The 26,037-nt window shown below is 44.8% G+C and carries 15 protein-coding genes, 1 tRNA gene and 1 pseudogene; 5 read left to right on the top strand and 12 right to left on the bottom strand.

Annotated features, from left to right (window positions below; all coding sequences use genetic code 11):
• Positions 1-415: 415 nt before the first annotated feature.
• From NQ544_RS00150 to NQ544_RS00105, 10 genes and pseudogenes are all read right to left on the bottom strand, one after another.
• Positions 416-1,432, bottom strand: a complete 1,017-nt coding sequence (locus NQ544_RS00150; RefSeq protein WP_006849163.1) for a branched-chain amino acid aminotransferase — start codon at positions 1,430-1,432, stop codon at positions 416-418.
• A gap of 313 nt (positions 1,433-1,745) precedes the next feature.
• Entirely contained in the window at positions 1,746-2,636 is an 891-nt protein-coding gene (locus NQ544_RS00145) for a carbohydrate kinase family protein (protein WP_006849162.1), read from the bottom strand.
• A 47-nt stretch (positions 2,637-2,683) separates the two neighbouring features.
• Complete coding sequence (locus NQ544_RS00140; protein WP_040553756.1) at positions 2,684-3,835, bottom strand: MFS transporter; 1,152 nt, start codon at positions 3,833-3,835, stop codon at positions 2,684-2,686.
• 163 nt (positions 3,836-3,998) lie between these two features.
• Positions 3,999-5,717: a DUF4980 domain-containing protein gene (locus tag NQ544_RS00135; protein ID WP_006849160.1), complete on the bottom strand. Its 1,719-nt coding sequence runs from the start codon at positions 5,715-5,717 to the stop codon at positions 3,999-4,001.
• 44 nt (positions 5,718-5,761) lie between these two features.
• Positions 5,762-7,498 carry a RagB/SusD family nutrient uptake outer membrane protein gene (locus NQ544_RS00130; RefSeq protein ID WP_040553755.1) on the bottom strand — a complete coding sequence of 579 codons (1,737 nt, stop codon included), beginning with the start codon at positions 7,496-7,498 and terminating at the stop codon, positions 5,762-5,764.
• A 31-nt stretch (positions 7,499-7,529) separates the two neighbouring features.
• On the bottom strand, positions 7,530-10,643 hold the full coding sequence (locus tag NQ544_RS00125) for a SusC/RagA family TonB-linked outer membrane protein (RefSeq protein ID WP_006849158.1): 3,114 nt from the start codon (positions 10,641-10,643) through the stop codon (positions 7,530-7,532).
• Between the two features lie 191 nt (positions 10,644-10,834).
• Entirely contained in the window at positions 10,835-12,328 is a 1,494-nt protein-coding gene (locus tag NQ544_RS00120; RefSeq protein ID WP_006849157.1) for an AraC family transcriptional regulator, read from the bottom strand.
• 5 nt (positions 12,329-12,333) lie between these two features.
• Positions 12,334-14,100, bottom strand: coding sequence for an ATP-binding protein (locus tag NQ544_RS00115; protein ID WP_040553765.1), 1,767 nt, complete (start codon positions 14,098-14,100; stop codon positions 12,334-12,336).
• 125 nt (positions 14,101-14,225) lie between these two features.
• On the bottom strand, positions 14,226-14,663 hold the full coding sequence (locus NQ544_RS00110) for a glycoside hydrolase family 32 C-terminal domain-containing protein (RefSeq protein ID WP_244263588.1): 438 nt from the start codon (positions 14,661-14,663) through the stop codon (positions 14,226-14,228).
• A 206-nt stretch (positions 14,664-14,869) separates the two neighbouring features.
• Positions 14,870-15,112: pseudogene (locus NQ544_RS00105) on the bottom strand (TonB-dependent receptor); the annotation flags it as partial.
• 355 nt (positions 15,113-15,467) lie between these two features.
• On the opposite strand from NQ544_RS00105, the gene dinB reads away from it, so the two are divergent.
• Positions 15,468-16,586: a DNA polymerase IV gene (gene dinB, locus NQ544_RS00100; protein WP_040553749.1), complete on the top strand. Its 1,119-nt coding sequence runs from the start codon at positions 15,468-15,470 to the stop codon at positions 16,584-16,586.
• Positions 16,587-16,997: 411 nt separating this feature from the next.
• On the opposite strand, the gene NQ544_RS00095 is transcribed toward dinB, so the two are convergent.
• Both NQ544_RS00095 and NQ544_RS00090 read right to left on the bottom strand, forming a co-directional pair.
• The gene (locus NQ544_RS00095) at positions 16,998-19,805 is read right to left on the bottom strand and encodes a hybrid sensor histidine kinase/response regulator transcription factor (RefSeq protein ID WP_006849151.1); all 2,808 of its coding nucleotides are present in this window, start codon (positions 19,803-19,805) and stop codon (positions 16,998-17,000) included.
• 340 nt (positions 19,806-20,145) lie between these two features.
• Positions 20,146-20,219: transfer RNA gene (locus NQ544_RS00090), tRNA-Met, on the bottom strand.
• A gap of 260 nt (positions 20,220-20,479) precedes the next feature.
• Between NQ544_RS00090 and NQ544_RS00085 the strand changes: the two genes are divergently transcribed.
• The 4 genes from NQ544_RS00085 (at position 20,480) to NQ544_RS00070 (ending at position 26,015) form a co-directional block, all read left to right on the top strand.
• Positions 20,480-22,378: an LptF/LptG family permease gene (locus NQ544_RS00085; protein WP_006849148.1), complete on the top strand. Its 1,899-nt coding sequence runs from the start codon at positions 20,480-20,482 to the stop codon at positions 22,376-22,378.
• A 28-nt stretch (positions 22,379-22,406) separates the two neighbouring features.
• Positions 22,407-23,618, top strand: a complete 1,212-nt coding sequence (locus tag NQ544_RS00080; protein ID WP_006849147.1) for a bifunctional 3,4-dihydroxy-2-butanone-4-phosphate synthase/GTP cyclohydrolase II — start codon at positions 22,407-22,409, stop codon at positions 23,616-23,618.
• A gap of 112 nt (positions 23,619-23,730) precedes the next feature.
• Entirely contained in the window at positions 23,731-24,924 is a 1,194-nt protein-coding gene (locus NQ544_RS00075; protein WP_006849146.1) for a pyridoxal phosphate-dependent aminotransferase, read from the top strand.
• Between the two features lie 254 nt (positions 24,925-25,178).
• Positions 25,179-26,015: a MotA/TolQ/ExbB proton channel family protein gene (locus NQ544_RS00070; RefSeq protein ID WP_006849145.1), complete on the top strand. Its 837-nt coding sequence runs from the start codon at positions 25,179-25,181 to the stop codon at positions 26,013-26,015.
• The last annotated feature ends 22 nt before the right edge of the window (positions 26,016-26,037 follow it).

Below are 26,037 nucleotides of genomic sequence, written 5' to 3'. Positions count from 1 at the left end.
GGCTTAAATGAGGGCTGTCATGAGGTTTTTACGTAGCTTTTCATGAGGCTTTTATGATGCTGAAATGTGTTAAGAATCCTAACTCATAGCTTCTTCCCCTGCAACTCTATGACTTGCGCCCCGCAAAGCACAGAGACGGGGAAAAAAGAGCGAGGGGTTAACAGGTTAACAGTTAACACCCCAAAAATGCATGGTTCCCCCCACACACATATAAAAATAAGTATATATATATTATATTATAATAAGGTACGCGCGAGGGGGAGTATCGAAAAAACAGCTGTTAACTGTTAACTCTGTTAACCCCTAGGTATAAAAAAGACATAAAAAAAGCACTCCAAGGAGCGTGAACTCCTCAAAGTGCCCTGACATAATTATATTTCTAATATTGGTTTTTACGCAATAAAGAAGTCATTGATTACTCAATAACTACGGTTGTCCAACCATGCTTGTCCTCAATAGTACCATACTGGATTCCGCGAAGCGTATCATACAGGTGCTTAGAGACAGGACCTGGCTTCTCACCGAAGTTGTAGCGCTTGCCTGTATCCAAGTCATCAATGTAGCTGATAGGACTGATTACGGCAGCAGTACCGCAAGCACCAGCCTCCTCGAAAGTATCCAGCTCATCCTCAGGAATCTGACGGCGCTCCACCTTCATACCGAGATCCTCAGCCAACTGCATCAGACTCTTGTTGGTGATAGAAGGGAGGATAGATGTACTCTTAGGAGTAACGTATGTATTATTCTTGATTCCGAAGAAGTTGGCAGCACCACACTCATCCATGTATTTCTTCTCCTTGGCGTCGAGATAGAACTCGCATGCATAACCCTTCTCGTGAGCGATATTGTTGGCTCTGAGAGAAGCAGCATAGTTTCCACCTACCTTATAGATACCTGTTCCGAGAGGAGCAGAACGGTCGAAATCACGGATGATGACGTATGGGTTGGTAGAGAATCCACCCTTGAAGTATGGACCTACTGGAGTTACGAAGATAAGGAAGCAATACTCCTTAGAAGGATGAACACCCACCTGAGCACTTGTACCGATGAGCAGCGGACGGATATAGAGCGTAGCACCACTCTCGTAGGTAGGAATCCACTCCTGGTTGAGGCGAACCACCTTTTTCACCATTTCCTCGAACATTTCTGTAGGCACCTCTGGCATCAGAATGCCGCGACATGTGCTCTGCAAGCGCTTAGCGTTCTCGTCCATACGGAACACGCGCACCTTACCGTCTGGGCAACGATAAGCCTTCAAGCCCTCGAATGCCTCCTGACCATAGTGCAGACAGGTTGCAGCCATGTGCAATTTCAAATACTCATCAGAGCAAACTTCTATTTCGCCCCATTTGCCGTCGCGATAGTAACAGCGAACATTGTAGTCAGTCTGGCGATAGCCAAATGACAAATTAGACCAATCTAAGTCTTTCATAACATCTATATTTTTAATGTTCTACTAATATTTTAGATGCAAAAGTACAAAATAATCTATTAATCTGCAACTCTTTTATAATATTTTTAATGAAAACGTTATCATTTTATTCATTTCTGCGATTTTGGGGCATCATTTTACCATTTTAGGGGGTTCTTTTATTCTAATTGAGAGATTGTATTTCTGAAAATGAAAAAGCTGCACCCATTCTTCGCGAACAGGATGCAGCTTACTAACTAACATTAACTTTAAAATCAACTATTCTTTAAACCTATCATCTTATATTGCTATATAACCAATAGGGGAAGCGGGGTTAACGGGTGTATTCCTCAGGAATCTGAGGCATCGCTCCATTCTGGGTACAAACGTAGGCACTTACCTTTACGGCAAGTTCGTGAGCCTCCTGAATGCTCTTGCCCTTCAGAATGCTGGCACAGAATGTACCGGTAAAGCTGTCGCCTGCACCTACTGTATCAGCCACCTCAACCTTTGGAGTCTCCTGGAATGACTTCACACCCGGAGCAAAGACATAGCTGCCGTTCACGCCACAGGTCAGCACGAGCATATCGAGATTATACTTGCCGAGAATCAGCCAGCACTTGTTCTCGATATCCAAACCTGGATAACCAAAGAGACGGCCGATGGTAATCAACTCCTCATCGTTGATTTTCAACACATTGCAGCGCTTCAAGCTCTCGGTAATCACCTCAGGAGTATAGAAGTTCTGACGAAGATTGATGTCGAAGATCTTCAGACAATCCTCTGGAGTATGATCGAGAAACGTATAGATGGTCTTACGGCTAACCTCACTGCGCTGAGCCAGAGAACCCCAGCATACAGCTCCAGCATTGACAGCAATCTCCCTGATATCACTGGTGAACGGGATATTATCCCAAGCTACACCCTGCTTGATATCGTAAGTAGGAACGCCCTCCTTGTCGAGCTGCACCTGAACGGTACCGGTAGGATAATCTACCACTGGCATTACATACTTCAACTTCTTCTCATCGAGAATACGAAGGGCTGTATCGCCCAAGGCATCCTTACCTATCGCACTGACGGCTACAGAATGCAAGCCGTGCTGACCAGCGTGGTAAGCAAAGTTGGCAGGAGCACCGCCGAGTTGAGAACCACTAGGGAGAACATCAAAAAGTATCTCACCCAAACCTACACAATATTTTGTATTTAAATTCTTTGTTTCCATAATTACACCTTATTATATACGATATAAACGATTGCGGATGATTTATATTATAACTTGCGGATATAAGTGAAGAGATAAACTACACCAACTGCCATGACAGCCACAGCACCAGCCTGCCCCATAGCATCACTGGCAAAGCCCATAATCAACGGGAAGACGGTACCACCGAAGAGTCCCATGATCATCAGTCCACTCACTTCGTTCTTCTTATCAGGCATAGCTAGAAGTGCCTGAGAGAAAATCATGGAGAACACGTTAGAGTTGCCATATCCCACCAGGGCGATGGCGATATAAAGCATCGTCTTGCTCTCGCCTACCCACATGCCTATCATACTCAGAGCCATCATCACTACGCTGATAACGAAGAAAGTGCGGGTCTTCATCATGCGGAGGAAAACGGTACCGGTGAAGCATCCGATGGTACGGAAGATGAAGTAGAGCGATGTAGCGAAGGCAGCCTCGTTCAGCGTCCATCCCAGACGCTCCATCAGAATTTTAGGAGCTGTGGTATTGGTACCTACATCAATGCCTACATGGCACATGATACCGATGAAGGAAAGCAGCACGATAGGTTTGCCGAGCAACTTGAAGCATTCGCCGAAACCAGATGCCTTACCCTCGTTCTTCTCCTCCTCGATAGGTGTACCAGCCAGGAAGAAGGTAGCTGCGATTCCGATAACCATATAGATTGGGAAGAGGATTCTCCAGCCCAAACCGAAGGTAGGAATGCTTGCCATGGCGCCCCACATAGCGATGTATGGAGCCAGGAAGGAAGCTATCGCCTTGACAAACTGACCGAAGGTCAATGTGGAAGCCAGGTTCCGACCTGATGTCACCACCGAAACCAGAGGGTTCAGGGAGGTCTGCATCAAGGCATTTCCGATGCCGAGCAATGAGAACGACACGAGCATCAGCTCAAAGTTTTCGCCAAAGATGGGCAAAAGGAGTGAGATAACAGTAACGAGCAAAGACAGGAGTACTGTCTTCTTTCTACCTATCTTATTCATCAGGATTCCCGTAGGAACCGAGAAGATGAGAAACCAGAAGAATACCAGCGATGGGAACAGATTGGCTGTTGCATCATTGAGGTTGAGATCTTCCTTTACGTAGTTGGAGGCAATACCTACCAAATCTACAAATCCCATGGCGAAGAAACAGAGCATCACCGGGATGATTGATAACTTTGATGATTTATTCATAATTGTTAGCGTTATTGTTTCTATTTTGCTGGTGCAAAGGTAGCGATAAACGATACAATATATCATAAAATATCGTTCATCGGCTACCATTTTTGTTGCATTGTTACATCAGTAACACGCTAAGAAACAATTATCTTATAGATTCTGTTCTTAACAGATGAGGTTACTTGATGTCGTAAACCTGATACTTACCCTTTCCCTTTACAGTAACCTTGTTGTAAGGCTTGCTTGGGAACACGAGATTGGTCATGGACATCTTGCCGTAAGCATCCAGTGCCTCGATGCTGCTCTTGTCGATGAAGATGCGCAGCTGGCTGATATTTCCATAGGTTGGAGCCTTGGTGACTGCAGCGAAGTCCTTGCTGAAATCCACCTTACCGCTCTTGGTTCTATCCATTGAGAAGGTTTCTGCCTTGGCATCGTAGTTCATCACTACCTTCTCGCCCTTGTCGTTGCTCAAAGTGATAGTAGCATTTCCCTTCAGATTCACAACCATCTCGCAAGACTCTGTAAGTTTCTTGCCTGCCTTCTTGCTTCTTGCTGCTGTCATCTCTGGAGATGGAACCACGCTGCAATAAGTTTCACCCTTATACTCGAAGAGACCTAAGTCGCGAGGAATAGAGTTGCCTGAACGGTACTGCTGGGTAGGAACCAGGTTGGCATACTGCCAGTTGCTCATCCAGGCGATAGCCACGCGGCGACCTTCTGGTGCGTTATCAAAGGTAACTGTAGCGTAATGATCCTTTCCGTAATCCATCCACTTGGTTACCTCAGGCTTGCTCTCGCAAGTAAACTTATGACCGTCGAAATCACCGATGAAATACTGGGTAGCAGAACCTCCGAACGGACCACCAGGATTGATGTTGCAGATGAGCATCCACTTCTCCTTATCGGTGCCACGAACCTTCATCTTCATCAAGTCTGGGCATTCCCAGACACCGCCATGGTTGCCATACTTCTCACCAAAAGAGCTTTCGTATTTCCAGTCCTTCAAGTTATCTGAAGAATAGATTTCCATGTGCTGACCAACCGCCATGATCATATTCCATTTCTTGATGTCCTCGTTCCAGAACATGTGTGGGTCACGGAAGTCTGGCACAGTACTGGTGATGATCGGATTTCCTGCATATTTTGTAAAGGTCTTGCCGTTATCTGTACTGTAAGCCATGCTCTGTGTCTGGTTCTCACCAGCCGAAGTGTAGAGAGCCACAACAGCACCCTTGCCCAAACCAGCGGTATTATTCTTATCCACAACGGCAGAACCGCTGAAAATGGTACCAATTGCATCTGGCTGGATAGGGGCACCCTGGAACTTCCAATGTATCAAGTCGGTAGATGTAGAATGTCCCCAGGTCATATTCTCCCACTGTGATCCGTAAGGATTATACTGGAAATAGAGATTCCATACGCCATCCTTATAGAACATACCATTTGGGTCGTTCATCCATCCGTAAACAGGAGTGTGATGGAAAACTGGGCGATACTGTTCACGATTCTTCATATCGAAAGAATCAGAGAACTTCATGTTCTCCCAGCAAGTGAGGGCGTTCAAACCCTCCTTGCTATAATCGCCGTTTACATGGATATCGAGAGCCAGGCCCTTCAAACCGGCAAACTCATCCATATAGAGAGGCACGTAATAATCTACGTGATCTTTAGCCAACTTCACATTGAAGGCTTTCACCTGCTTGTTGTCGGCAATCACCTTAATATTGGCTATCTCTGCATTTTCCTGCACAGGAAGCAAGAGACACTTCTGGTTCTGCCTCTCCTGGCTGATGCGGTAGAGACAGTGGTTATTGCTCAAGAAGGAAGCCTGCTGGGCATAACTGGCGGTGAAACCGCAAAGAGCGACAAGCGCCGAAATAAATATCTTTTTCATTGTCTAAGTGTCTGAAATTATTATCTAAAAATACCGATAGGTAATTACTCGTATCCCTTATTCTGCTTATACAGACCAGGAACGTAATACAGCTGGTTATATGGAACCGGATAGAACTCGTTCTTGCCTGGAGTAAACTTGGCATCCTTCAGGTATTGAGCGTATGTCTGCTCTCCATACTTATCGTTCTGCTCTGATGCAAAATACTTGTTCAATGTCTCAGAAGCAACGCCCCAGCGGCGCAGGTCGAAGAAACGGCCGTTCTCCATCGCCATCTCCAGACGACGTTCCCAGCGCAGGCACTTTCTTGCCGTCTCCTTATCCTGGAAATAAGACTCCGGATAAAGGGCAATATCACACTGAGCCTTGGCATAATCGATATGCTTATCCACAGAATTCTTGGCTCTCTGACGGATATCGTTGATGATGGTACGAGCCTCAGCCAGATGGTCCAACTCTATCAAAGCCTCAGCGCGCATCAACATGATGTCGCTATAACGGAGCACATAGTCGTTCATCGCAAACGCCTGCCAAGAGCCATTGAATGTTTCACCCTTAGAACGCTGTGGTACTTCCTTCAGAGAGGTATAGTAACCATAAACGTTTGGCGTACGAGAGTTGGCTGTAGTCATCGTGTATTCTGACTCATATTTATATGGGAAGGTAGGCATTCCTACTGTATGGAACAAACGTGGATCCCATTTCTGACTATTAGGCTTACCGTTTACAGGATAATCACAAGTCTTGTTGTAGTCATCAAACTCAGGAAGTCCGTTCTTGGTCTTGAAGGCATTCACCAGGTTCTGTGAAGGCTTGTGGAAATCCCATCCGCAAGACCAAATACCCCAACAGCCATTCAGCATATTAGACCAGTTGGCACGTCCGAAGGCGGTATGGTCCTCGCTATAGTCGGAAGCCTGTACGGCAAAGACAGACTCCTTGTTGTTCTTATTGTCTGGCAGGAAGATGTCGCCGAAGTCTGCCATGTAACCATAGTCTGAATTCTTTACAACATCGGTGTAATCTACTACCTTCTGCATATACTCCTTATTAATATGGTCAACGCCATTGGTTGCCTCATAACCATCACCCCAGGCAATGGTAAGATAACACTTAGCCAGATAACCTGCGGCAGCAATCTTGTTGACACGACCGCCATCCTTCTGCTTAGCAGGAAGTACATCGTATGCTGTCTGGAAGTCGGCTATCACCTTCTGCCACAATTCCTCGTAAGTAAACTGAGTGTTTGATGTGCTCTCTGTTGTTTTATCCTCATAAACCTTCTCGTCTATCCAAGGAATCTGACGATACATGCTAAGTAACTTGAAATAGAAATGAGCACGGAGAAAGCGAACCTCAGCCTCACGCTGCTTGGTTACCTCAGCACCCAGTGTGCTCTCACCATTCTGTTGCAAAGAAACCAAGGCACGGTTGCAACGGGAAACGGCACAATAGAGACGATACCATAACTCGTCGAGTTCGCCCTTAGTAGAGGTCAAGGTAGTCCAGATCTCCACATCGTGATAACCGGTGTCACCGGTGCCACCGCCACCCTTCAAGCAATCGTCTGAAGAAAGGTCACCGTATGGCCAAAGGTTGAATGGGTAAGAATACCAACAGTCGCCCAACATTGCATAGGCACTGTTTACCATCTTGTCTGGCTCGCTGAAAGCCTTGTCTTCATCAACCACAGCTGTTGGGGTGTAATCCAGGAAATCATCACAACTGGTGAATGTTCCTACCAGTGCTGCTGCAAGCACCATTGTATATAACTTTTTCATCTTAAAATTCTCTTTAAAAATATGAAACATTTTAGAAACCTACCTGAAGTCCGAATGATACGGATGTTGAAAGTGGATAGTTCCAGTTTGGATTCTCTGGGTCTGAACAGGTCAGGCTATTGCTCTTGATGGTCAAAAGATTCTGACCTGAGAGATAGACACGGGCACTGGTCATCTTCAACTTAGAGAGGATGCTGCTTGGGATGGTGTAACCCACCTGCAAGGTGCGCAACTTCAAGTAAGATCCATTCTCTACGTAGTAAGTAGAAGCACGACCCTCATCGGCTGTGTTCATGGTGCTCAAGCGTGGGATGGAAGAACCGGTATTGTTGGTATTCCAGGCATCGAGCAAACGGGTTCCCTTGTTAGAACCACCATCAGTAATAGCCCAGAAGTCGGTCTGGAACTTTTGGTTGTTATACACATCCTGGTCATAGACACCCTGCCAGAACATACTGAAATCAAAGCCCTTGTAGTTGAGAGCAATATTCAAACCATAAGAGAAGGCTGGCACAGGGTCGAAAATCCACGTCTGGTCATCTGAAGTAATTCCATTCTTACCATCTAAGTCCTTGTATTTCAATCCACCGACACGTGCGTTTGGCTGTCCAGACTTATCTACTTCTTCCTGATTCTGGAAAATTCCATCGGCTACATAACCTACGATAGAACCATATGACTTGCCACTCTGCACCAGGTTTTCCTTAGATGTGTGAGCGTAAGCACCTGTTGTTGTTGCTGGCAAATAAGTAACCTTGTTGCGGAAGAAATCCAGATTGCCGTTCACGTCGATGCCAAGTCCATTAGCCAAGGTCTTGCGATAACCCACGGTGAACTCCATACCCCAGTTGCGGAGCGAAGGACCATTCTGCCATGAATTTCCACCTTCACCAGTTGCACCCAGATAAGCAGGATTAATCAACATATCCTTCACATTCTTAATATAGGCATCCACTGTACCATAGAGGCTGTTGCCAAACAGGGTGTAATCCAAACCTACGTTATACTGGGTAGCTGCCTCCCATTTCAAGTTAGGGTTAGCCAACTGTGTGGCACGATAACCAGAAGGGAAGGTACCTGAGCCTTGCAGGAAGAGATCGTATGCAGTAGAGGTTACACGGTCTAATCCGTAATCTACTACATAAAGACCAAACTGTGCATTGTTGTCGATAGCCTGGTTACCTGTCTGACCCCAAGAGAGTCGCAACTTGGCATCATCCAACCAATCCTTCTTCAGGAGATTAGAGAATCTGAAACCGAGTGATGCAGCAGGGAAAGTACCCCAGCGATGTGCCTTACCAAATCGGGATGAACCATCATGACGGATGGTGAAGGACGCCAGGAGGAGATCATCCCAGTTGTAGTTCACCTTTCCAAAGAAAGAAGCCAGGCGATAACCAAACTTTGCACCCGAGTTACGCATCGTTCCCGTGGCAGCATTTGGCCACATATAATCTTTATCTTCCAGCGCATAGCCTTCTGAATAGGCAGAGAAATCGATAACCGACTGCTTGGAAAATTCCATACCACCGAGTACATCAATGTTGTGCTTGCCAATCTGGGTAACGTACTGGGCTGTGTTAGACCATGTCCAGTTGGTCTCATTGTTATTCGAGAGCGTTGTCTTGGCGATATCATTGTTGACAATATCGGAATGATAAGTATTCGTCATCGCATTGATAAACGATGTTTTGAAATCCAAACCGAAGTTAGAACGCAGGGTCAATCCCTTGACAGGCTTCAATTCTACGAAAGCATTACCGAAGATGCGCCAGTAGTCGAGGTGGTTGTTGCGGTTCTGATACTGCTCACGACAAGGGTTCTGACGGTCGGCCATACTACCCACAGGACCAGCGAAGGTCTTGCCATCTTCTTCGTAAACCGGAACGATGGAAGGCATCTTCAAGGCATTCTCCATCGGATGGCAATCTACCTGAGAGGTATAAGTCAAAGTCAAATTCTCACCTACGGTTACGATCTTGTTTAAATTCCAAGAAGTATTCAAACGAGCTGAGATATTCTCGAAGTCGGTATATTTCAAGACACCCTCATTGTTCTTGTATCCCAAGGAGAACATAGCGCTATGCTTGTCATTGGCATGAGATACAGAGAGGTCGTAGTTCTGCGAGAAACCAGTGCGAGAGATTTCATCGAGCCAGTCGGTATCTGAGAATCGCATGGTCTTCTTGGCATTGATGTAGCCGTCATATCGACCATTGATAGTATAGTTCTGATACTGGTTGGTAGCAGGATTCCAAACGGTGATTGGAGTACCAGAGGCCGCATTCAAGTCGATGCCGTAGTTGGCTGCATAAGCCACAGGATCGAGTCCATCGTTCAGGGCTGCCTGAGCCATCGCTGTGGCATACTGGCTGGAGTTCATCAGCTTCATCTTCGACTGGTTGGAATAGAACTGTGCAGTGAGGTTGGCAGAGAAGTCAACAGCAACCTTGCTACCCTTCTTACCTTTCTTGGTGGTGATGATGATGACACCATTCGATGCACGTGAACCATAGATAGAAGCCGAAGCGGCATCCTTCAAAACCTGCATACTCTCTATATCATTTGTATTGAGAGTATTCAATGCCATATTGGTAGGCACACCATCTATGATATAAAGAGGGTCCTGAGAAGAGTTGAAAGAACCGATACCACGAATACGCACGGTTCCTGAACCAATAGGAGAACCATCGGTAGTAACAGTCATACCAGGAACACGACCCTGCAAAGCACGCATCGGGTCTGTCTCTGAACTTGTCTTCAGGTTCTTGGTTGAAACCACAGCCACGGAACCGGTCAAGTCTGCCTTCTTCTGAGTGGTATAACCTGTTACAACTACTTCCTGCAAGTCGTTGGCATCTTCCTGAAGTGTTACCTCCATATTATCTGAAGCCTTTACTTCTTGCGTCTTATATCCAATATAAGATATAACAAGTGTGGAACCAGGAGCACATTCTACATGAAAGTTACCATCAAAGTCGGTAACAGTACCAGTCTTTGTGCCTTTCACCATAATAGATGCGCCAATGACTGTCTCACCGGCAGCATCCTTTACGATGCCATTTACATTTACCTGTTGTGCACTAGCTACGGTGCAAACAGTACAGAGCGCAGAGCTCATTAGTAATTTTGAAAGATTGTTCATACTAATATAACGTTTTAAGTTTCAAAAATTGTTATTGCTTGATTTCTGCCGCAAAATTAGAGAAAAGACTGTTATATAAATAGAAAAAATCGTTCCTGTAACAATAATTATGTTACATGAAACGATTTTCTTATCTTTTGCTAAGATTTTAAAGTTTTCTATCAGAAGCAGTTAGAACCATATCATACATCTTACACCGGTTTATGTCGTAAATCTGTTGGAAGAACGCCATATTGTTTCTTGAAACAGGAAGAGAAATAGCCCGGTAATGCAAAGCCTACTTCTGCCGAGACTTCAGCTATAGTCTTATCAGTCTGCATCAGGAGCGTATAGGCTCTCTGCAGGCGCATCTCTTTCAAGAGCTCGGCAGGCGTTTTTCCTGTCATAGCCTTCACCTTGCGATAGAGCTGCACCTTGCTCAACAGCATCTGGGCTCCCAAATCATCCATCTTCATATCAGCATTGCCCATATTCTCAAGAATCTTCTTCTTGAAACGGTCCATGAAGTAACGATCACTCTCATCCAGGTGATTCAGTTCAGCAGCCCAACCCTCCTTGTTCTCGATGAAGCCACGAGCCACGGCTTTCTGTTTCTGCAGCTTCTTTCTATATACCTTATATATATAGTAGATGACAAAGAGCAGAACTAAGACGATAACGATGGCAACAATAATCATCCATCGCTGGATGCGGGATACCTCTGTATAAGAATCCAGATGAGTTGAAATTTGCTCCATATTTTTCACCTTCGCATCCAAATCCTGATATTGTAGAGCGATAGCATCGCAGTTTTCAGGGGTAGCAAGGAATGATTTCATCACATTATCCTTCTTATAGGGTTTACCCTGAAGGATATTCATTGCCAATTCCATAATCTTTTCGCCCTGGGTAGGATAGACATAAGAAGCAGCAAACTGTCCCCTCTTCACTCTATCCACTCCTTCCCATTCTCCAGGCAATCCATCAATGCCTACTATCAGCATCTGCTTATCAATGCCTCGTCTCTCCGCTTCCAGAAAGGCTCCTATGGCACCCAGGTCGCTATGTCCGAACACGCCATCCGCATGTCCGCCCTTATCCAGATATTGCTTCATTAACTCCTGGGCACGCTCTAACTTCCAGTTACTTTCCAGGGTAACCACCTTGATTCCCGGGTAATTCTTCATCACCTCGTGGAAACCACGATGGCGCTCAATGACAGGGGAAGCATCCTTCAAGCCCGTAATCTCAACAACGGTACCTTTTCCATCCAGTTTACTGGCAAGAAAGCGGGCCACTTCCCTACCCGCTTCTACATTATCGCCACCGATGGAAGCTGTATAATGGGGTGTCTTTACCTTTCTGTCGAAGAGAATAACCGGGATATGCGCACGATAAGCTCGCTCGATGGCAGGTGTTACATCATTCACGTTATCAGGAGCAACAACGATTAAATCTACCTTCCTGGCTATCATACTGTCTATCTGACGAGCCTGACATTGCCCGTCATTCTCTGCAGTAGTAAACAGCAAATCCACATTCTTATATTGATACTGCGCCTGTCGCATCTCATTATTCACCTTCTCACGCCAAACTCCGCCGCAACATTGCGACACACCAATCACCACATTCTTCTGGGTGCAAGCACCAAGAAGAAGGAGCATACTAAAAGATAGTACTATTAAGATAATATTGATTCTTTTCATTGATTTTATACTTCTTCCATCCGTTTAAGTTCCCACCCCTCAAACTGCATGATGATGAGATGGAGTTTTGTTCCTTGGCGCAAAGCCTCAACCCTTGGAGCCTCGGCATATTGATGAATCTGATCTAGAGCCTCACGCCACTGTTTCTCTGCCTTGGTCATAGGCTTGCCATCTTCCGTGAACGCACCTTCAACTATCGCAGAGAAATCTTTCTTAGAAAGAACCTTCAACTCCAGGATGTAGCTATGCTGACTGGCATAATGGGTAAGGTCTGGCAAAAGGAAGAAATCACAATAGCCATGATTCAACTCCAACTCTGGAGCCGTGATATAATAATCATTCAGATTCAGATAAGCCATGAAGAATCCCTGCAGGTTTCGCTCTGCCTCAATGCCATCACGCACCGAAGAAACCTTGGCATAGGCATCCGCCATAAAGCGCAATCCTTCTTCCCACTTACCATCATATGCCATATCATAATAGTAATCGGTGAGCTGGTTGACATCCACATAAGCCTTTGCCTGATACTCCTCTTCCAGATAACCATAATACTGCTTGCGGACATTATTGTTTGGAATGCCCAGAATGAGCTTGGATCCACGAGTTCCCTTGATGGTCAACATGCCATAATAGAACAGAAGACTTGGGAATATCTCTGCCTTTGGAATCTGATACGCAGAAAACGACTCATAAAGCTGGGTAACAATCTGCTCCTCTTCTGCTATCTTGCGGATAATGCCCTTACGCTCTCCATCCAGCTTGTCAAACTGCAAAAGTTTCTTCATCTTGCCGTAATCGGTACGGGTATTCGGGTCTATCATCTGACGAGGAGAACATCCGTTATCCATGTAATTACGAAGGTAATAAAGAACCATATCACAATTAAACATACGAGTTTTCTTCTTCAATGCTTCTTCTGCAAAGCAATAATTGTCATACCATGGCTTCATATCATTGACGATGGCATCAATATCACTATCGACAGGAATACTACCATGCTCCTTATAATAGGTAAACATCTCCACTACATCAGTGGTAGAGAAGCCCAGCATCTCATCAAACTCCGGCTTGATAGAAATGTTCCAACCTATATTGAATCCACTCGTCACATCATCCAGGGTTACAGGGCTCACACCCATCATGAAGATACGCTCAAAATTACCCTTGAACTTCTTGAAGACATCACGATAAAAGCCGTCGGCATGGGTAATCGCATGATACACATTCTCACCACGTTCGTTGAGTATGACATTCGTGAAGTTGTCATACTCATCGATGATGAGATACAGATGATACTGGTGCGCCTTGGCAGCCTTGAATATCAGTTCCATCTTTTCCTCAAAATCTTCCTGCGCCAGGATTTCTTCCATCTCTGCCTGATAATATTCTGAGTTTTGACGGACAAAAGCATCAAGGTTGATGCTGAGATAAGAATTAAACTTAGTCTCAAGCTTATCGATATTACCCGTAATCTGGGAGAAATCTAGGAACAGCACCTGATACTTTCCCTGCAAAGGTGTAGGATGCTGGCCTATCCACAGATTTCCAAAAAGACTCTGGAACTTATGGCTCTGCGTACAGTCATAGTAAGAATAGAGCATACTCAAGAATATGCTCTTACCAAAACGACGAGGACGGATGAAGAAGAGATTGCGAGGCTGCTTCTCCAGCTCCGGGATAAACATCGTCTTATCCACATAATATAGATTCTGCTCTATTACCGTAGCAAAATCAGCCACCCCATAAGGTACTAGTTTTACTTGCTGTTCCATCATGATCTATCTTTAAAAACACTATCTGTGTGCAAAGATAGCATAAAAAAACGAAAAAGCCACAGTTTGCGTTTACAAATTGCGGCTTTTATTATATTTTATCCGAAACACTCGATTTTACATGATTACAAACTAAGCTTATGAACCTTCAGATTCTTGAACTCTGCCTTGCCACCCTGGGTGTAGAGCTTCACATTCTCGTATGGAGCTACAGGGAACACGAGGTTGGTCATGGCGATACGGCCGCCATCTACGAAGAGTTCAACAGATGACTTATCTACGAAGATATCAACATGATAAGTCTTCTTGCCATCCTCGCAAAGACTCAATGGAGCCCAGGTTGCCAGCGCGAAATCGTTCTTGTAGTTGATGGAGTTGGCAATGCGGGCAGGCTCCTTGCCTTCTGCAGCACGCTGCTTGTCCCAAGCCAACTCGATATCGTGAGGAACTGCCTGCTTGCCAAAATCGGTCAAACCGCTCTCTGTTCTATCCATTACCACCTTGCCCTGCTTCATATCGAAATAAATCATAGTGCGCTCACGCTTGTTGTTTGAAATCTCAATACCTGCAATGCCGTTGGCATCTGGTGTTACATCAGCCTCAATCTCGAAGGATGCTGAACGATGTAAGTGAAATCGCCAGTGAAGCCGAAATTAACACTCTGGTCATACATGGTTGTATTTGAGCAATAATCGATATGGTAGAACCACTCATTCACGCCAAGACGGAAGGTGGAAGTACTGAATTTCTAGCTGAGCTCGGTGGTGAAAAGAGCCTCATCAATCTTACCGGTAGTGATGGCAGTCTCGGCAATTTTGAGCAATCCCTGATGGCTCAAAATTGCATCACCACGCCAGATGGTATTGACAGAATGAGGATTGGTTGCGTAAGTAACAGGCAAACCATTCTCCAAAACGTTGACATCGGCAGAAGGCAAGCCTATCTGAATCTCACGAGGACCATTCGCACTGGCTGCATTGAGCATCACATTACGATTACCCTCTTCCTTAGTGCATGAATCAGTGAGGTCAAGTGTTTGGTTCAGCTTACTCAAGTGGTTCCGTAAGCTATCGGAGACGACTTGTTAAATTAACGGAGACGACTCAACAAGCTATCGATAACGACTCCGGAAGCTATCGAAGACGACTCCGGAAGCAGATGCAGATAGCTTCGTTGACTAACGCAAGTACTTGAGTTGGCTAACGCAAGTACTTGAGTTGGCTAACGCAAGTACTTGAGATGCTCAACGCAGCCTGTTTCGATGGGTCATGTAGGCTAATACCCGAAAACGTTAACGAACAATAAAAAACAGCTTAGATTTTGTGGAAACGCATCTTTTTTGTACTTTTGGGAAAAATAAGGCAGGAATGACTGAGCGAAAGATCATACATATCGACATGGATGCCTTCTTTGCTGCGGTAGAGCAAAGAGACAATCCGGAACTTCGGGGCAAACCGGTAGCGGTTGGCTTCGACGGACCTCGTGGTGTGGTTTCTACAGCCAGCTATGAGGCAAGGAAGTATGGCGTTCACTCCGCGCAATCCATCGCTCAAGCCAAGCAGCGCTGCCCTAACCTCATCATCGTGCCCTGCAGGCATGATTATTATGCTAAAATATCCCATCAGATACATCAGATATTCCAGGAATATACCGACCTCATAGAACCCATCTCCATAGATGAAGCCTTTCTTGATGTAACGCAGAATAAGAAAGGGATAGAACTGGCGGTGGATATTGCCAAAGAAATCAAAACCCGTATCAAGGAGGCAACCGGACTCACCGCCTCGGCAGGCATCAGCTACTGCAAGTTTCTCGCCAAAGTGGCTTCTGATTACCGCAAGCCCGACGGCATCTGCACCATTCATCCAGACAAGGCGTACGATTTCATCGCCCAGCTGCCAATAGAGGATTTCTGGGGTGTGGGCAAGAAAACACTGCAAAAGATGCATTTCATGGGTATCTTCAACGGAGCAGACCTGAGGAAAGTATCCGAAGAACATCTGGTAGAAGTGTTCGGAAAAGCCGGACACATCTTCTATGATTTCGCAAGGGGGATAGATGAACGACCTGTCATCACCTACCGGGAACGGAAATCGGTAGGCTGCGAACAGACTTTCTTGGAAGATATCTATCTAAAAACGGCTGTGATTATCGAACTGTACCATACTGTACTCGAACTGCTGGAGCGCATCGCCAAAAGCGGTTTCGAAGGAAGAACCCTGACGCTGAAGGTGAAGTTTGCCGATTTCACCCAGATAACAAGAAGTATCTCGCAAGAAAAGGTTCTGAAAAAGAAGGATGATATTCTGCCTCTTGCCAAACGGCTACTGAAACAGGTAGATTACTCCTCGGCGCATCCCATCCGCCTGCTTGGTCTGTCCGTAAGCAACGCCTCATCAGAAGAAGCCAGGAAGCAAGATAAGGAGAACAGCAGTTTCAAACCCGAATACAAAGAACTGGAACTGGAATTCGAAGATTGGGAATAAGCCCCCTTAAAAAGCTATAGTATGCCCGCTTAAAAAGAAACAAACTATAATACGCGAAAAGCAGCTGTCAGACATCCCGTCTATACAGCTGCTTTCTCTCATTACTAGTTATTTTCCAAAACAAAACTTTTTACCTTAAAGAAAACTACTTACCTTAATGAATACTCAATCCTATAACCTTAAAGCATAAAACCTAAAATCCTAAACCTATGAAAATGCAACTACTTTTGCATGAAACAATTTATAAACTTCTAAATTCTGGTGCAAAGATAGTAAGTTTCAGCAAAACTCAGGTATAATTATCGTTCAAAGAGTGATAAAAATGATACAATGTACCTTTTATGCTAGGAAATGAACGATTTTTATCCATATATTCACAGATTTTACACTTCAGGTATAGCGTATTTCTCTCTATTTCATCACATTACCTACATCACCAGGTAACATTCCATACTCTTCCTTGAAACATTTTGTGAAGTAAGACGGCGCTGAGAAACCCACTTCATAGGCTACTTCAGAGACACTCATGCTCCGGGTTTCGAGCAAACGCCTAGCTTTGGCAAGGCGAGCCTTACGGAGTAAGTCAACAACAGAAGAGCCAGTCATCGCCTTCACCTTGCGATAGAGCTGTACACGGCTTAAACCAATCTGCTGTCCCATATCCTCAACTCCAAACTCGCTATCAGAAAGATTCTGTTGGATAATAGCTTGAAGCTGCCTGAGGAACTGCTTGTCACGATCTTCCAGATGAGCCTCAGAAATCTCCTTCTCAGCCTCTTTAGTACCTTGATAAAGATTCTTCAGGAGCTGACGCTGTCGCAAGAGATTCTCGATACGGGCGAGAAGCACCTTGCTGTGGAATGGTTTAGTAATATAGGAATCAGCTCCATGCTCATAACCCTCTGCGCGATGCTCCTCCAGGTTCTTCGCCGTAAGCATAATAACAGGGATATGAGAGGTAGCCGTATTCGTCTTCAGCTGTTCTGTCAACTCCAATCCGTCCATAACAGGCATCATCACATCGCAAATCACCAGGTCAGGCACCTCTTTCAAGGCGACAGCCAGACCCTCTTTACCATCAGCAGCCTCAAGAACAATATACTCATCCTGCAAAAGTGTACGCTCATACTGACGGATATCGGTATTATCATCAATAACCAGAACAGTAGGACGATTGGTATTCTCACTTACCAGCTGCTGAACTTTTCCACGACTTCTGTCTCCATCGTCAATATATTGCAAAACAGATTCATCTACAACATTCTTACCAGTTGACGCAGAAGCATTTACAGAGTTATCCACAATATCCACATCATTGTGGATAACTTGTGAATCACCCTCCTGCTCACGAGGAATGACAACGATAAAATCAGAGCCCTTTCCCAGTTCACTTTCTACCCTAGCCTCACCATGATGCAACTCTACAAATGATTTCACCAGAGCCAGACCGATACCCGTACCGCTGGCAGCACCCTTGGCCTGGAAGAAGCGTTCAAAGATCTTATCAGCCTCATCCTGCGAGATACCCTTGCCCGTATCTTTCACATCAAGACGGAGATTGGTACCTTCATCTTTCAGCGAAACAAAGATTTCGCCACCAGCAGGCGTATATTTCAAGGCATTGCTCAACAGATTGAACACGATACGGGAAATCTTCTCCTGATCGGCAATCATTTCATGGCTGCCTTTCAAGTCATCAACATCCAGATGCAGTCTGATCTGCTTGCGCTCGGCAGTAAGCTGGAAGTCGCCCACCCACATCGTCAAGGTCTTCACAATGTCGAAGCGATAGAGTTTCAACTCCATCTTGCCATTCTGAATCTTACGAAAATCAAGTATGTTACTTACTAACTGTTGGAGAGCAAGGGCGTTACGCTGCACCATTTTCAAGAGTTCGCGACTCTTGCCCCTGATGCCGGTATCTTCGAGCAGCATCTCTACCGGGTCGGCTATCAGGGTTAAAGGCGTGCGAAGTTCATGGCTGATATTGGTAAAGAATACCAGACGGGAATGAGTGAGTTCCAAGACCTCCTCATTCAATCGTTTCAATTCTTCATTCTTTTCACCCAATTCTACATTCAGTCGCTTCAGTTCGCCATTTGTCTTAGCCAATGTTTCGTTCAGTTTCATCTTTATCAGATAACCTCTGAAAATTAAAGCCGCAGCTGCAAGGCAAACAAGCAGGAACAGACACAGACCTATGAGCATGACTTTCTGTGAGTTATAATCAGACAGATACTGATTTACCTGCTTATGCAAAGTCTTCAGATTGTGCGTCTGACGCTCGGTATCTCTAGCCTCCATCAATGTAAGGGCAGCATTTGCCTGGGTTATGATAGAAGTGCTCAGATAATTGTCGCGCTCATAAGGCTGATGCTTCAATATCTTCATGGCAAGCGCTATGACCTCGTCACCCTTGGTAGGATAAAGATAAGAGGCTTCGAAAATACCATCGCGCACAAGTTCCAAACCACCACCTTCGGTAGCCATGCCGTCTACTCCGGTATACTTATAGTTACGCTTTACCCTCATCTGGCGGGCAGCCACATAAGCTCCCCAGGCAAGACAGTCATTATGGGCAAAGACATAATCAAAGTCCTGTGTCTGTTTCAATATGCGTTTCATCGCCTGGATTCCACCCTCTTCTTTCCAGTTTCCTTCCTCCGAGGCTACAACCTGTAACCCAGGATAAGGCTTGATAGCATCCATAAAACCACGATGACGCTCCAAAGCAGGCGAAGAGCCCTCCAAACCGCTGATTTCAACGATGCGGCCCTTTCCCTGAAGCTGCTGGGCGATAAAAGTTCCCATCGATTTACCAATCGTATAGTTATCGCAGCCGATAAATGCCGTATACTTATCAGAATTGGTCTTCCTGTCATAGAGAATCACAGGAATACCTTTATCGTAAGCACGCTCTACCGACTTGGATATAGCACTCAGCTGATTAGGAGATACGATAAGCAGATCTACGCCCTCATCGATAAACTGGTTAACTTGCTTATTCTGCAACACATTATCATCATTGGAAGAAGCCAGTTTCACGATAAGCGAATCGTTGAGATACTCGCCCATCTTCAGTTCATCATTCAGTTTATCGCGCCAGATATCTTCCGAACACTGGGATACGCCAATGACAAACTTCCTAGGTTTCTGAGCACAACCGGTCAGCAACACAATAATCGCTACATATATAATAAGGTGTAATTTTCGTTTCATACAGCTTATACAATTTCTATGTTTATAAAGAAGAGGCATTCAACAAATGCCTAAAAATAAAACTTTACCGCTGCAAATATATAACTTTTTTTTTGTATTTTAGCCCCATTGGTCAATTTTTTGCAAATATTTTGTTCTGAGAACACCAAGAAAACCATAGGAAATCTTTCATATTTATCTTTTCCACACCAGTTACCAACAGGAAAAACATCTGATAACCAACGGAATAACATAGTTATCAACACATATGTGGATAACTTTTCTATGAGAAGTGAATAAGTGTGGAAAAGTTTAGAGCATAAAAAAGACATCAACTAAAAAGTTGATGTCTCTCATCTTGTAGCGGGAGGGGGCCACGATCCCTCGACCTCCGGATTATGAATCCGACGCTCTAACCAGCTGAGCTATCCCGCCATCCAAGCAATTGATTTCTCATTTGCGGGTGCAAAGGTAATACATTTATTTGAATTGAACAAATTTTTCGGCAGAAATTTTCAAAAAAAGTTTTATTTTCTCATTTTTCTCACATTCCAGCCCCACTTTCACCTAATTATATATATAAAAAAAACGAAAAATAAAGGTTTTCTTATTTTTTTATATTACCTTTGCACACTGAATAACAGACCTGCTATGATTTTAAATAAAGAAAAGGTCTGAAACAACAGAATATTGAAATGCTTAGAATTAAGAAATTAGACATATTTATTGCCAAGCAGTTTGGTCTCCTTTTCATGGGAACTTTCTTCATCTGCCAGTTTGTGCTGATGATGCAGTTCTTATGGAGATATATTGATGAACTCATCGGTAAGGGACTCACGATGGACGTGATGGCTCAATTTTTCTGGTACATGGGTCTGATGCTCGTACCACAGGCCCTGCCTTTGGCTATTCTCCTGTCTTCACTCATGACGTTCGGTAATCTCGGCGAGAGTTCGGAACTTACAGCCATCAAAGCTGCCGGCATTTCACTGATGCAAGCTTTCCGCTCACTCATCGTCATCACCATCATCATCATGTTTGGCTCATTCTATTTCCAGAACAATGTGGGACCTAAGTCGAACATGAAACTGGCACAACTTCTGATTTCCATGAAACAGAAAAGCCCGGAACTGGAAATTCCGGAAGGAATCTTCTATGATGGTATTCCAAACTGCAACCTTTATGTGCAGAAGAAGGATTTGAAAACCGGAAAGCTTTACGGCATCATGATTTACCGCATGACCGACAGCTATGAAGATGCCGCCATCATATTGGCAGATTCTGGCATGCTCCAGAGTACAGCAGAAAAGAAGCATCTGGTTCTGAGCCTCTACAGTGGAGAATGGTTTGAGAACATGCAAAGCAGTGCACTTGCCAATACTGCTGCCGTACCATACAGACGAGAGACTTTCGTTTCCAAAAAAATCATTCTCGACTTTGATGGAGACTTCAGTATGACCGATGCAGCTTCGCTTTCAGGAAATGCAAAGGGTAAAAGTCTGGAAAAAATCAACCACGACATCGATTCGCTCAACCAATTATATGATTCTATCGGAAGAATCTACCTGAACGAAGCCAACGTGAGATTCTATGGAGGTGCACAGCGCATCAACAAGAAGGACTCTCTCAAAGAAATCAAGAAGGGCGAAAAACTCATTTTCGACACCTTATATAATAAGTTGCCACAGGACAAGAAACTCATGGCGGTAAACCAGGCACAGTCTACCGTACAACAGGAGCTTTCTGACCTTGATTTCAAATCGATGTCAACGAGCGATGCAGACTACATGATAAGACAGCACAAGATTGAGGCTATCAACAAGTTCACTCTAGCCCTTTCGTGTCTCATATTCTTCTTTATCGGAGCGCCATTAGGAGCCATCATCCGAAAAGGAGGACTGGGTTTCCCTGTCGTCATCTCCGTACTTGTATTCATCGTCTTCTTCATCCTCGACAATACAGGATACAGAATGTCTAGAAGTGGCATGTGGGCCATTTGGTTCGGTAAAGGTCTTGCACCGGCAGTATTGACGCCTTTGGCTATCTTCGTAACCTACAAGGCAACCAATGACTCTTCCGTATTCAATATGGATGTTTACAAAGAGTTCTTCATGAAACTGCTCGGTTTACGACAGAAACGCCATTACTTCGGCAAGGAAGTCATCATCACCGACCCGGATTATCAGACGGATGCAGAGAAACTGGAAAGAATCAACCAAGACATCACCTTATATAATAAGGAACACAAACTGGTTCATCTTCCAAACGTCATCAATGTATTCTTCAAATACGAGCCTGATCATGAGATAGAAAGAATCAATGCAGAATTGGAAGAGGTAATAGAAGATTTGACCAACACCGCCAACAAGTATATCCTGCACGACATGAACCAATATCCGGTTCTTTCTGTCAAGGCACATACACGCCCATTCGAGCGGAAATGGCTCAACATCATTGCAGCCATCATTTTCCCTGTGGGCACACTGCTATATTTGAGAATGTGGCGATTCCGACTGCGCTTGTTCCGTGACCTCAAGGTCATCAGTCAGACCAATACGGACATCATCCAACGGATTAAAGAACAGAAAAAGTAAAATGTAACTATATAATAAGGTATCAAACATGTCAGAAATCAAATTAAATAGCATCGAAGATGCAGTAAAAGACTTCAAGGAAGGAAAGTTCGTCATTGTTGTTGATGACGAAGACCGCGAAAACGAAGGCGACCTCATCATTGCCGCAGAGAAGATAGACGCAGAAAAAGTAAACTTCATGCTGAAACACGCAAGAGGTGTACTCTGTGCCCCTATCACCCTGAGCCGCTGCGATGAGCTCGATTTGCCTCATCAGGTTTCAGAGAACACCTCAGTATTGGGTACACCATTCACCATAACCGTAGATAAACTGGAAGGCTGCTCTACCGGTGTTTCTGCACACGACCGTGCCGAAACCATCAAAGCACTTGCCGACCCGAACTCTACTCCACAGACATTCGGCAGACCGGGTCACATCAATCCGCTCTACGCACAAGATAACGGAGTATTAAGAAGAAGCGGACACACAGAAGCAGCCATCGATCTTTGTAAAATGGCAGGCCTCTATCCAGCAGGCGCACTTATGGAAATCATGAATGAAGACGGCACCATGGCACGCCTGCCTGAACTGATGAAGATGGCAAAAGAATGGAACCTCAAGGTTATTTCTATTAAAGACATGATAGAATACCGACTCAAGAAAGAATCACTCATCGAAGTGGGCGAAGAGGTTGACATGCCTACAGAATACGGCCACTTCCGCCTCATTCCGTTCCGCCAGTCTAGCAATGGTCTGGAACACATGGCACTCATCAAGGGAGAATGGAAAGAAGACGAGCCTATCCTGGTCCGTGTTCACTCTTCTTGCGCTACTGGCGACATTCTGGGCAGCAAGCGTTGTGACTGCGGTCAGCAGCTCCACAAGGCCATGCAGATGATAGACGAGGCAGGAAAGGGAGTTGTTGTCTACATGCAGCAGGAAGGACGCGGCATCGGTCTGATGAACAAGATTGCAGCCTACAAGCTTCAGGAAGAAGGCTACGATACCGTTGACGCCAATACTCATCTCGGTTTCAAGCCAGACGAGCGCGACTATGGTTGCGGTGCACAGATGCTCCGTCATCTCGGTGTACACAAAATGCGTCTGCTCACCAACAATCCGGTAAAGCGCGTAGGTCTCGAAGCATACGGTTTGGAAATCGTAGAAAATGTACCTATCGAGGTTGTACCAAACAAGTACAATGAGCGTTATCTCAAGACCAAGAGAGACCGCATGGGGCACACTTTGCACCTCGGATAATAAAATTATGTTATTATTTCAATACAAAACATGAAATAATGCTCAATTTTCTTCCGAAAAAGAAATAATTTGCTTACTTTTGCACACGATAAACAAATATAAGAATAAAATTATGGCACAATTATCTGATCGTTTAAACAGATTGGCACCTTCAGCAACGCTGGCGATGTCACAGAAGAGTAGTGAAATGAAAGCTCAAGGTATTGATGTAATCAACATGAGCGTAGGTGAACCAGACTTCAACACTCCTGACAATATTAAACAGGCAGCAAAGAAGGCTATTGACGAGAACTATTCCCGTTATTCACCAGTACCAGGTTATCCTGACTTGCGAAAAGCAATTGTAGCCAAATTAAAGAACGAGAATGGTTTGGAGTACACTACCAATGAAGTAATCGTTGGTACGGGTGGTAAGCAGTGCGTCTGCAACGCTGTATTGGCACTCGTAAATCCAGGCGACGAGGTTATTATTCCTGCACCATATTGGGTAAGTTATCCACAGATGGTGAAATTGGCAGGAGGTACTCCGGTCATTGTGAATGCCGGTTTCGATCAGGACTTTAAGATGACCGCAGAGCAGTTGGAGAATGCCATTACAGAGAAGACCAAGATGCTCATTCTCTGTTCTCCAAGCAACCCTACCGGTAGCGTATACTCTAAGGAAGAACTGGCTGCACTGGCAGAAGTACTCAAGAAGCATCCTGAAGTATTTGTGTTGGCAGATGAAATCTACGAACACATCAATTATATCGGCAAGCACCACAGCATTGCTCAGGAACCGGGCATGAAGGAGCAGGTTATCATTGCCAATGGTGTATCTAAGGCTTACGCCATGACAGGATGGAGAATCGGTTTCCTGGCTGGTCCGGAATGGATTATCAAGGGCTGCAACAAACTCCAGGGACAGTATACCAGCGGTACATGTTCTGTCAGCCAGAAGGCAGCAGAAGCAGCCTACACACTCGACCAGAGTGCAGTAGAGGAAATGCGCGTGGCTTTCGAGCGCCGCCGCAACCTGATTGTAAAGTTGGCTAAAGAGGTTCCAGGCCTTGAGGTAAACATGCCACAGGGTGCCTTCTATCTCTTCCCTAAGTGCAACAGCTACTTTGGCAAAAGCAATGGTGAGAAGACCATCAACAATTCAACCGACTTTGCCATGTACCTTCTCGAGGAAGCACATGTAGCCACCGTAGGTGGTGACGCATTCGGTGATCCAGACTGTTTCCGCATGAGCTATGCAACAAGTGACGAGAACATCGTTGAAGCTATCAAGCGCATCAAGGAAGCTTTGGGCAAGTTGAAATAAAAATGGCTTAAAGACCATTTTCAAGGGTCAAAATGTAAGAAAAATGCGAGATAATGGTATAAAATAAGCCAATATCTCGTTAAAACTTCTTAATTAGGCTGATAGTAAACTTTAATTTATTATCTTTGCCAATGCAAAATAGATAACCCAACTGTGTTTATTGACAAACGACACATTCAAGGTCTACGAAGCGAGAAAGAAAAAAAAGAAAATATTAATAATTTATTAACTAATAATTTAAAAAAAGTAAAATTATGGCAACTACAAAACAAGCAGCCCCAGCTAAGAAGTCTGAGGGCTTTCAGGGAGTAAGAGGCGCATTCTGGATCATCGTGGTATGTGCTATCATCGCATTCACATTGTTCTTCACATGGTTCGGTAATGACATGCACTTCCAGGATCCAGGTGTACAGGATCACCCAGCAGACATTTGGGGTACTATCTACAAAGGTGGTGTAATCGTACCAGTTATCCACACATTGTTGCTCACAGTGTTGGCTATGACAATCGAGCGTTGGTTGGCTCTTAAGACCGCTACAGGTACAGGTGCTCTTCCTAAGTTCGTTGCAAACATCAAGGCAGCTTTGAACGCAAATGATTTCGCTAAGGCTGAGCAGCTCTGCAACAAGCAGCGCGGTACAGTAGCTAACGTTGTTATGGCTTCTTTGAACGCTTACAAGTCTATGGAGTCTGGTGCTAACGCATCTTTGAAGAAGGCTCAGAAGGTAGCTAAGATCCAGCAGGCTCACGAGGAGGCAACTCAGTTGGAGATGCCAACTTTGACAATGAACTTGCCTATCATCGCTACAATCGTAACACTTGGTACTTTGACAGGTCTTCTCGGTACAGTAACCGGTATGATCAAGTCATTCCAGGCCATGGGTGAAGGTGGTGGCGCTGACTCAGCAGCACTTTCTGTAGGTATTTCTGAGGCGTTGATCAACACCGCATTCGGTATCTTGACATCATGGTGTGCCGTTGTATCTTACAACACATTCACCAACAAGGTAGATAAGTTGACATACGCACTCGACGAGGTAGGTTACTCAATTGCTCAGACATACGAAGCTAACCACGCAGAAGAGGCTTAATTTTTGCTAACCCTTTAAAATT

This window comes from Segatella copri DSM 18205 (assembly GCF_025151535.1).
In the GTDB taxonomy this organism is placed as follows: domain Bacteria; phylum Bacteroidota; class Bacteroidia; order Bacteroidales; family Bacteroidaceae; genus Prevotella; species Prevotella copri.
This window is presented reverse-complemented; position numbering and strand designations above follow the sequence as displayed.

What these genes read in the sequence shown, in the direction of transcription:
- NQ544_RS00150 (WP_006849163.1), bottom strand. Translation starts at nt 1,432, where the DNA reads ATGAAAGACTTAGATTGGTCTAATTTGTCATTTGGCTATCGCCAGACT.
- NQ544_RS00145 (WP_006849162.1), bottom strand. Translation starts at nt 2,636, where the DNA reads ATGGAAACAAAGAATTTAAATACAAAATATTGTGTAGGTTTGGGTGAG.
- NQ544_RS00140 (WP_040553756.1), bottom strand. Translation starts at nt 3,835, where the DNA reads ATGAATAAATCATCAAAGTTATCAATCATCCCGGTGATGCTCTGTTTC.
- NQ544_RS00135 (WP_006849160.1), bottom strand. Translation starts at nt 5,717, where the DNA reads ATGAAAAAGATATTTATTTCGGCGCTTGTCGCTCTTTGCGGTTTCACC.
- NQ544_RS00130 (WP_040553755.1), bottom strand. Translation starts at nt 7,498, where the DNA reads ATGAAAAAGTTATATACAATGGTGCTTGCAGCAGCACTGGTAGGAACA.
- NQ544_RS00125 (WP_006849158.1), bottom strand. Translation starts at nt 10,643, where the DNA reads ATGAACAATCTTTCAAAATTACTAATGAGCTCTGCGCTCTGTACTGTT.
- NQ544_RS00120 (WP_006849157.1), bottom strand. Translation starts at nt 12,328, where the DNA reads ATGAAAAGAATCAATATTATCTTAATAGTACTATCTTTTAGTATGCTC.
- NQ544_RS00115 (WP_040553765.1), bottom strand. Translation starts at nt 14,100, where the DNA reads ATGGAACAGCAAGTAAAACTAGTACCTTATGGGGTGGCTGATTTTGCT.
- dinB (WP_040553749.1), top strand. Translation starts at nt 15,468, where the DNA reads ATGACTGAGCGAAAGATCATACATATCGACATGGATGCCTTCTTTGCT.
- NQ544_RS00095 (WP_006849151.1), bottom strand. Translation starts at nt 19,805, where the DNA reads ATGAAACGAAAATTACACCTTATTATATATGTAGCGATTATTGTGTTG.
- NQ544_RS00085 (WP_006849148.1), top strand. Translation starts at nt 20,480, where the DNA reads ATGCTTAGAATTAAGAAATTAGACATATTTATTGCCAAGCAGTTTGGT.
- NQ544_RS00080 (WP_006849147.1), top strand. Translation starts at nt 22,407, where the DNA reads ATGTCAGAAATCAAATTAAATAGCATCGAAGATGCAGTAAAAGACTTC.
- NQ544_RS00075 (WP_006849146.1), top strand. Translation starts at nt 23,731, where the DNA reads ATGGCACAATTATCTGATCGTTTAAACAGATTGGCACCTTCAGCAACG.
- NQ544_RS00070 (WP_006849145.1), top strand. Translation starts at nt 25,179, where the DNA reads ATGGCAACTACAAAACAAGCAGCCCCAGCTAAGAAGTCTGAGGGCTTT.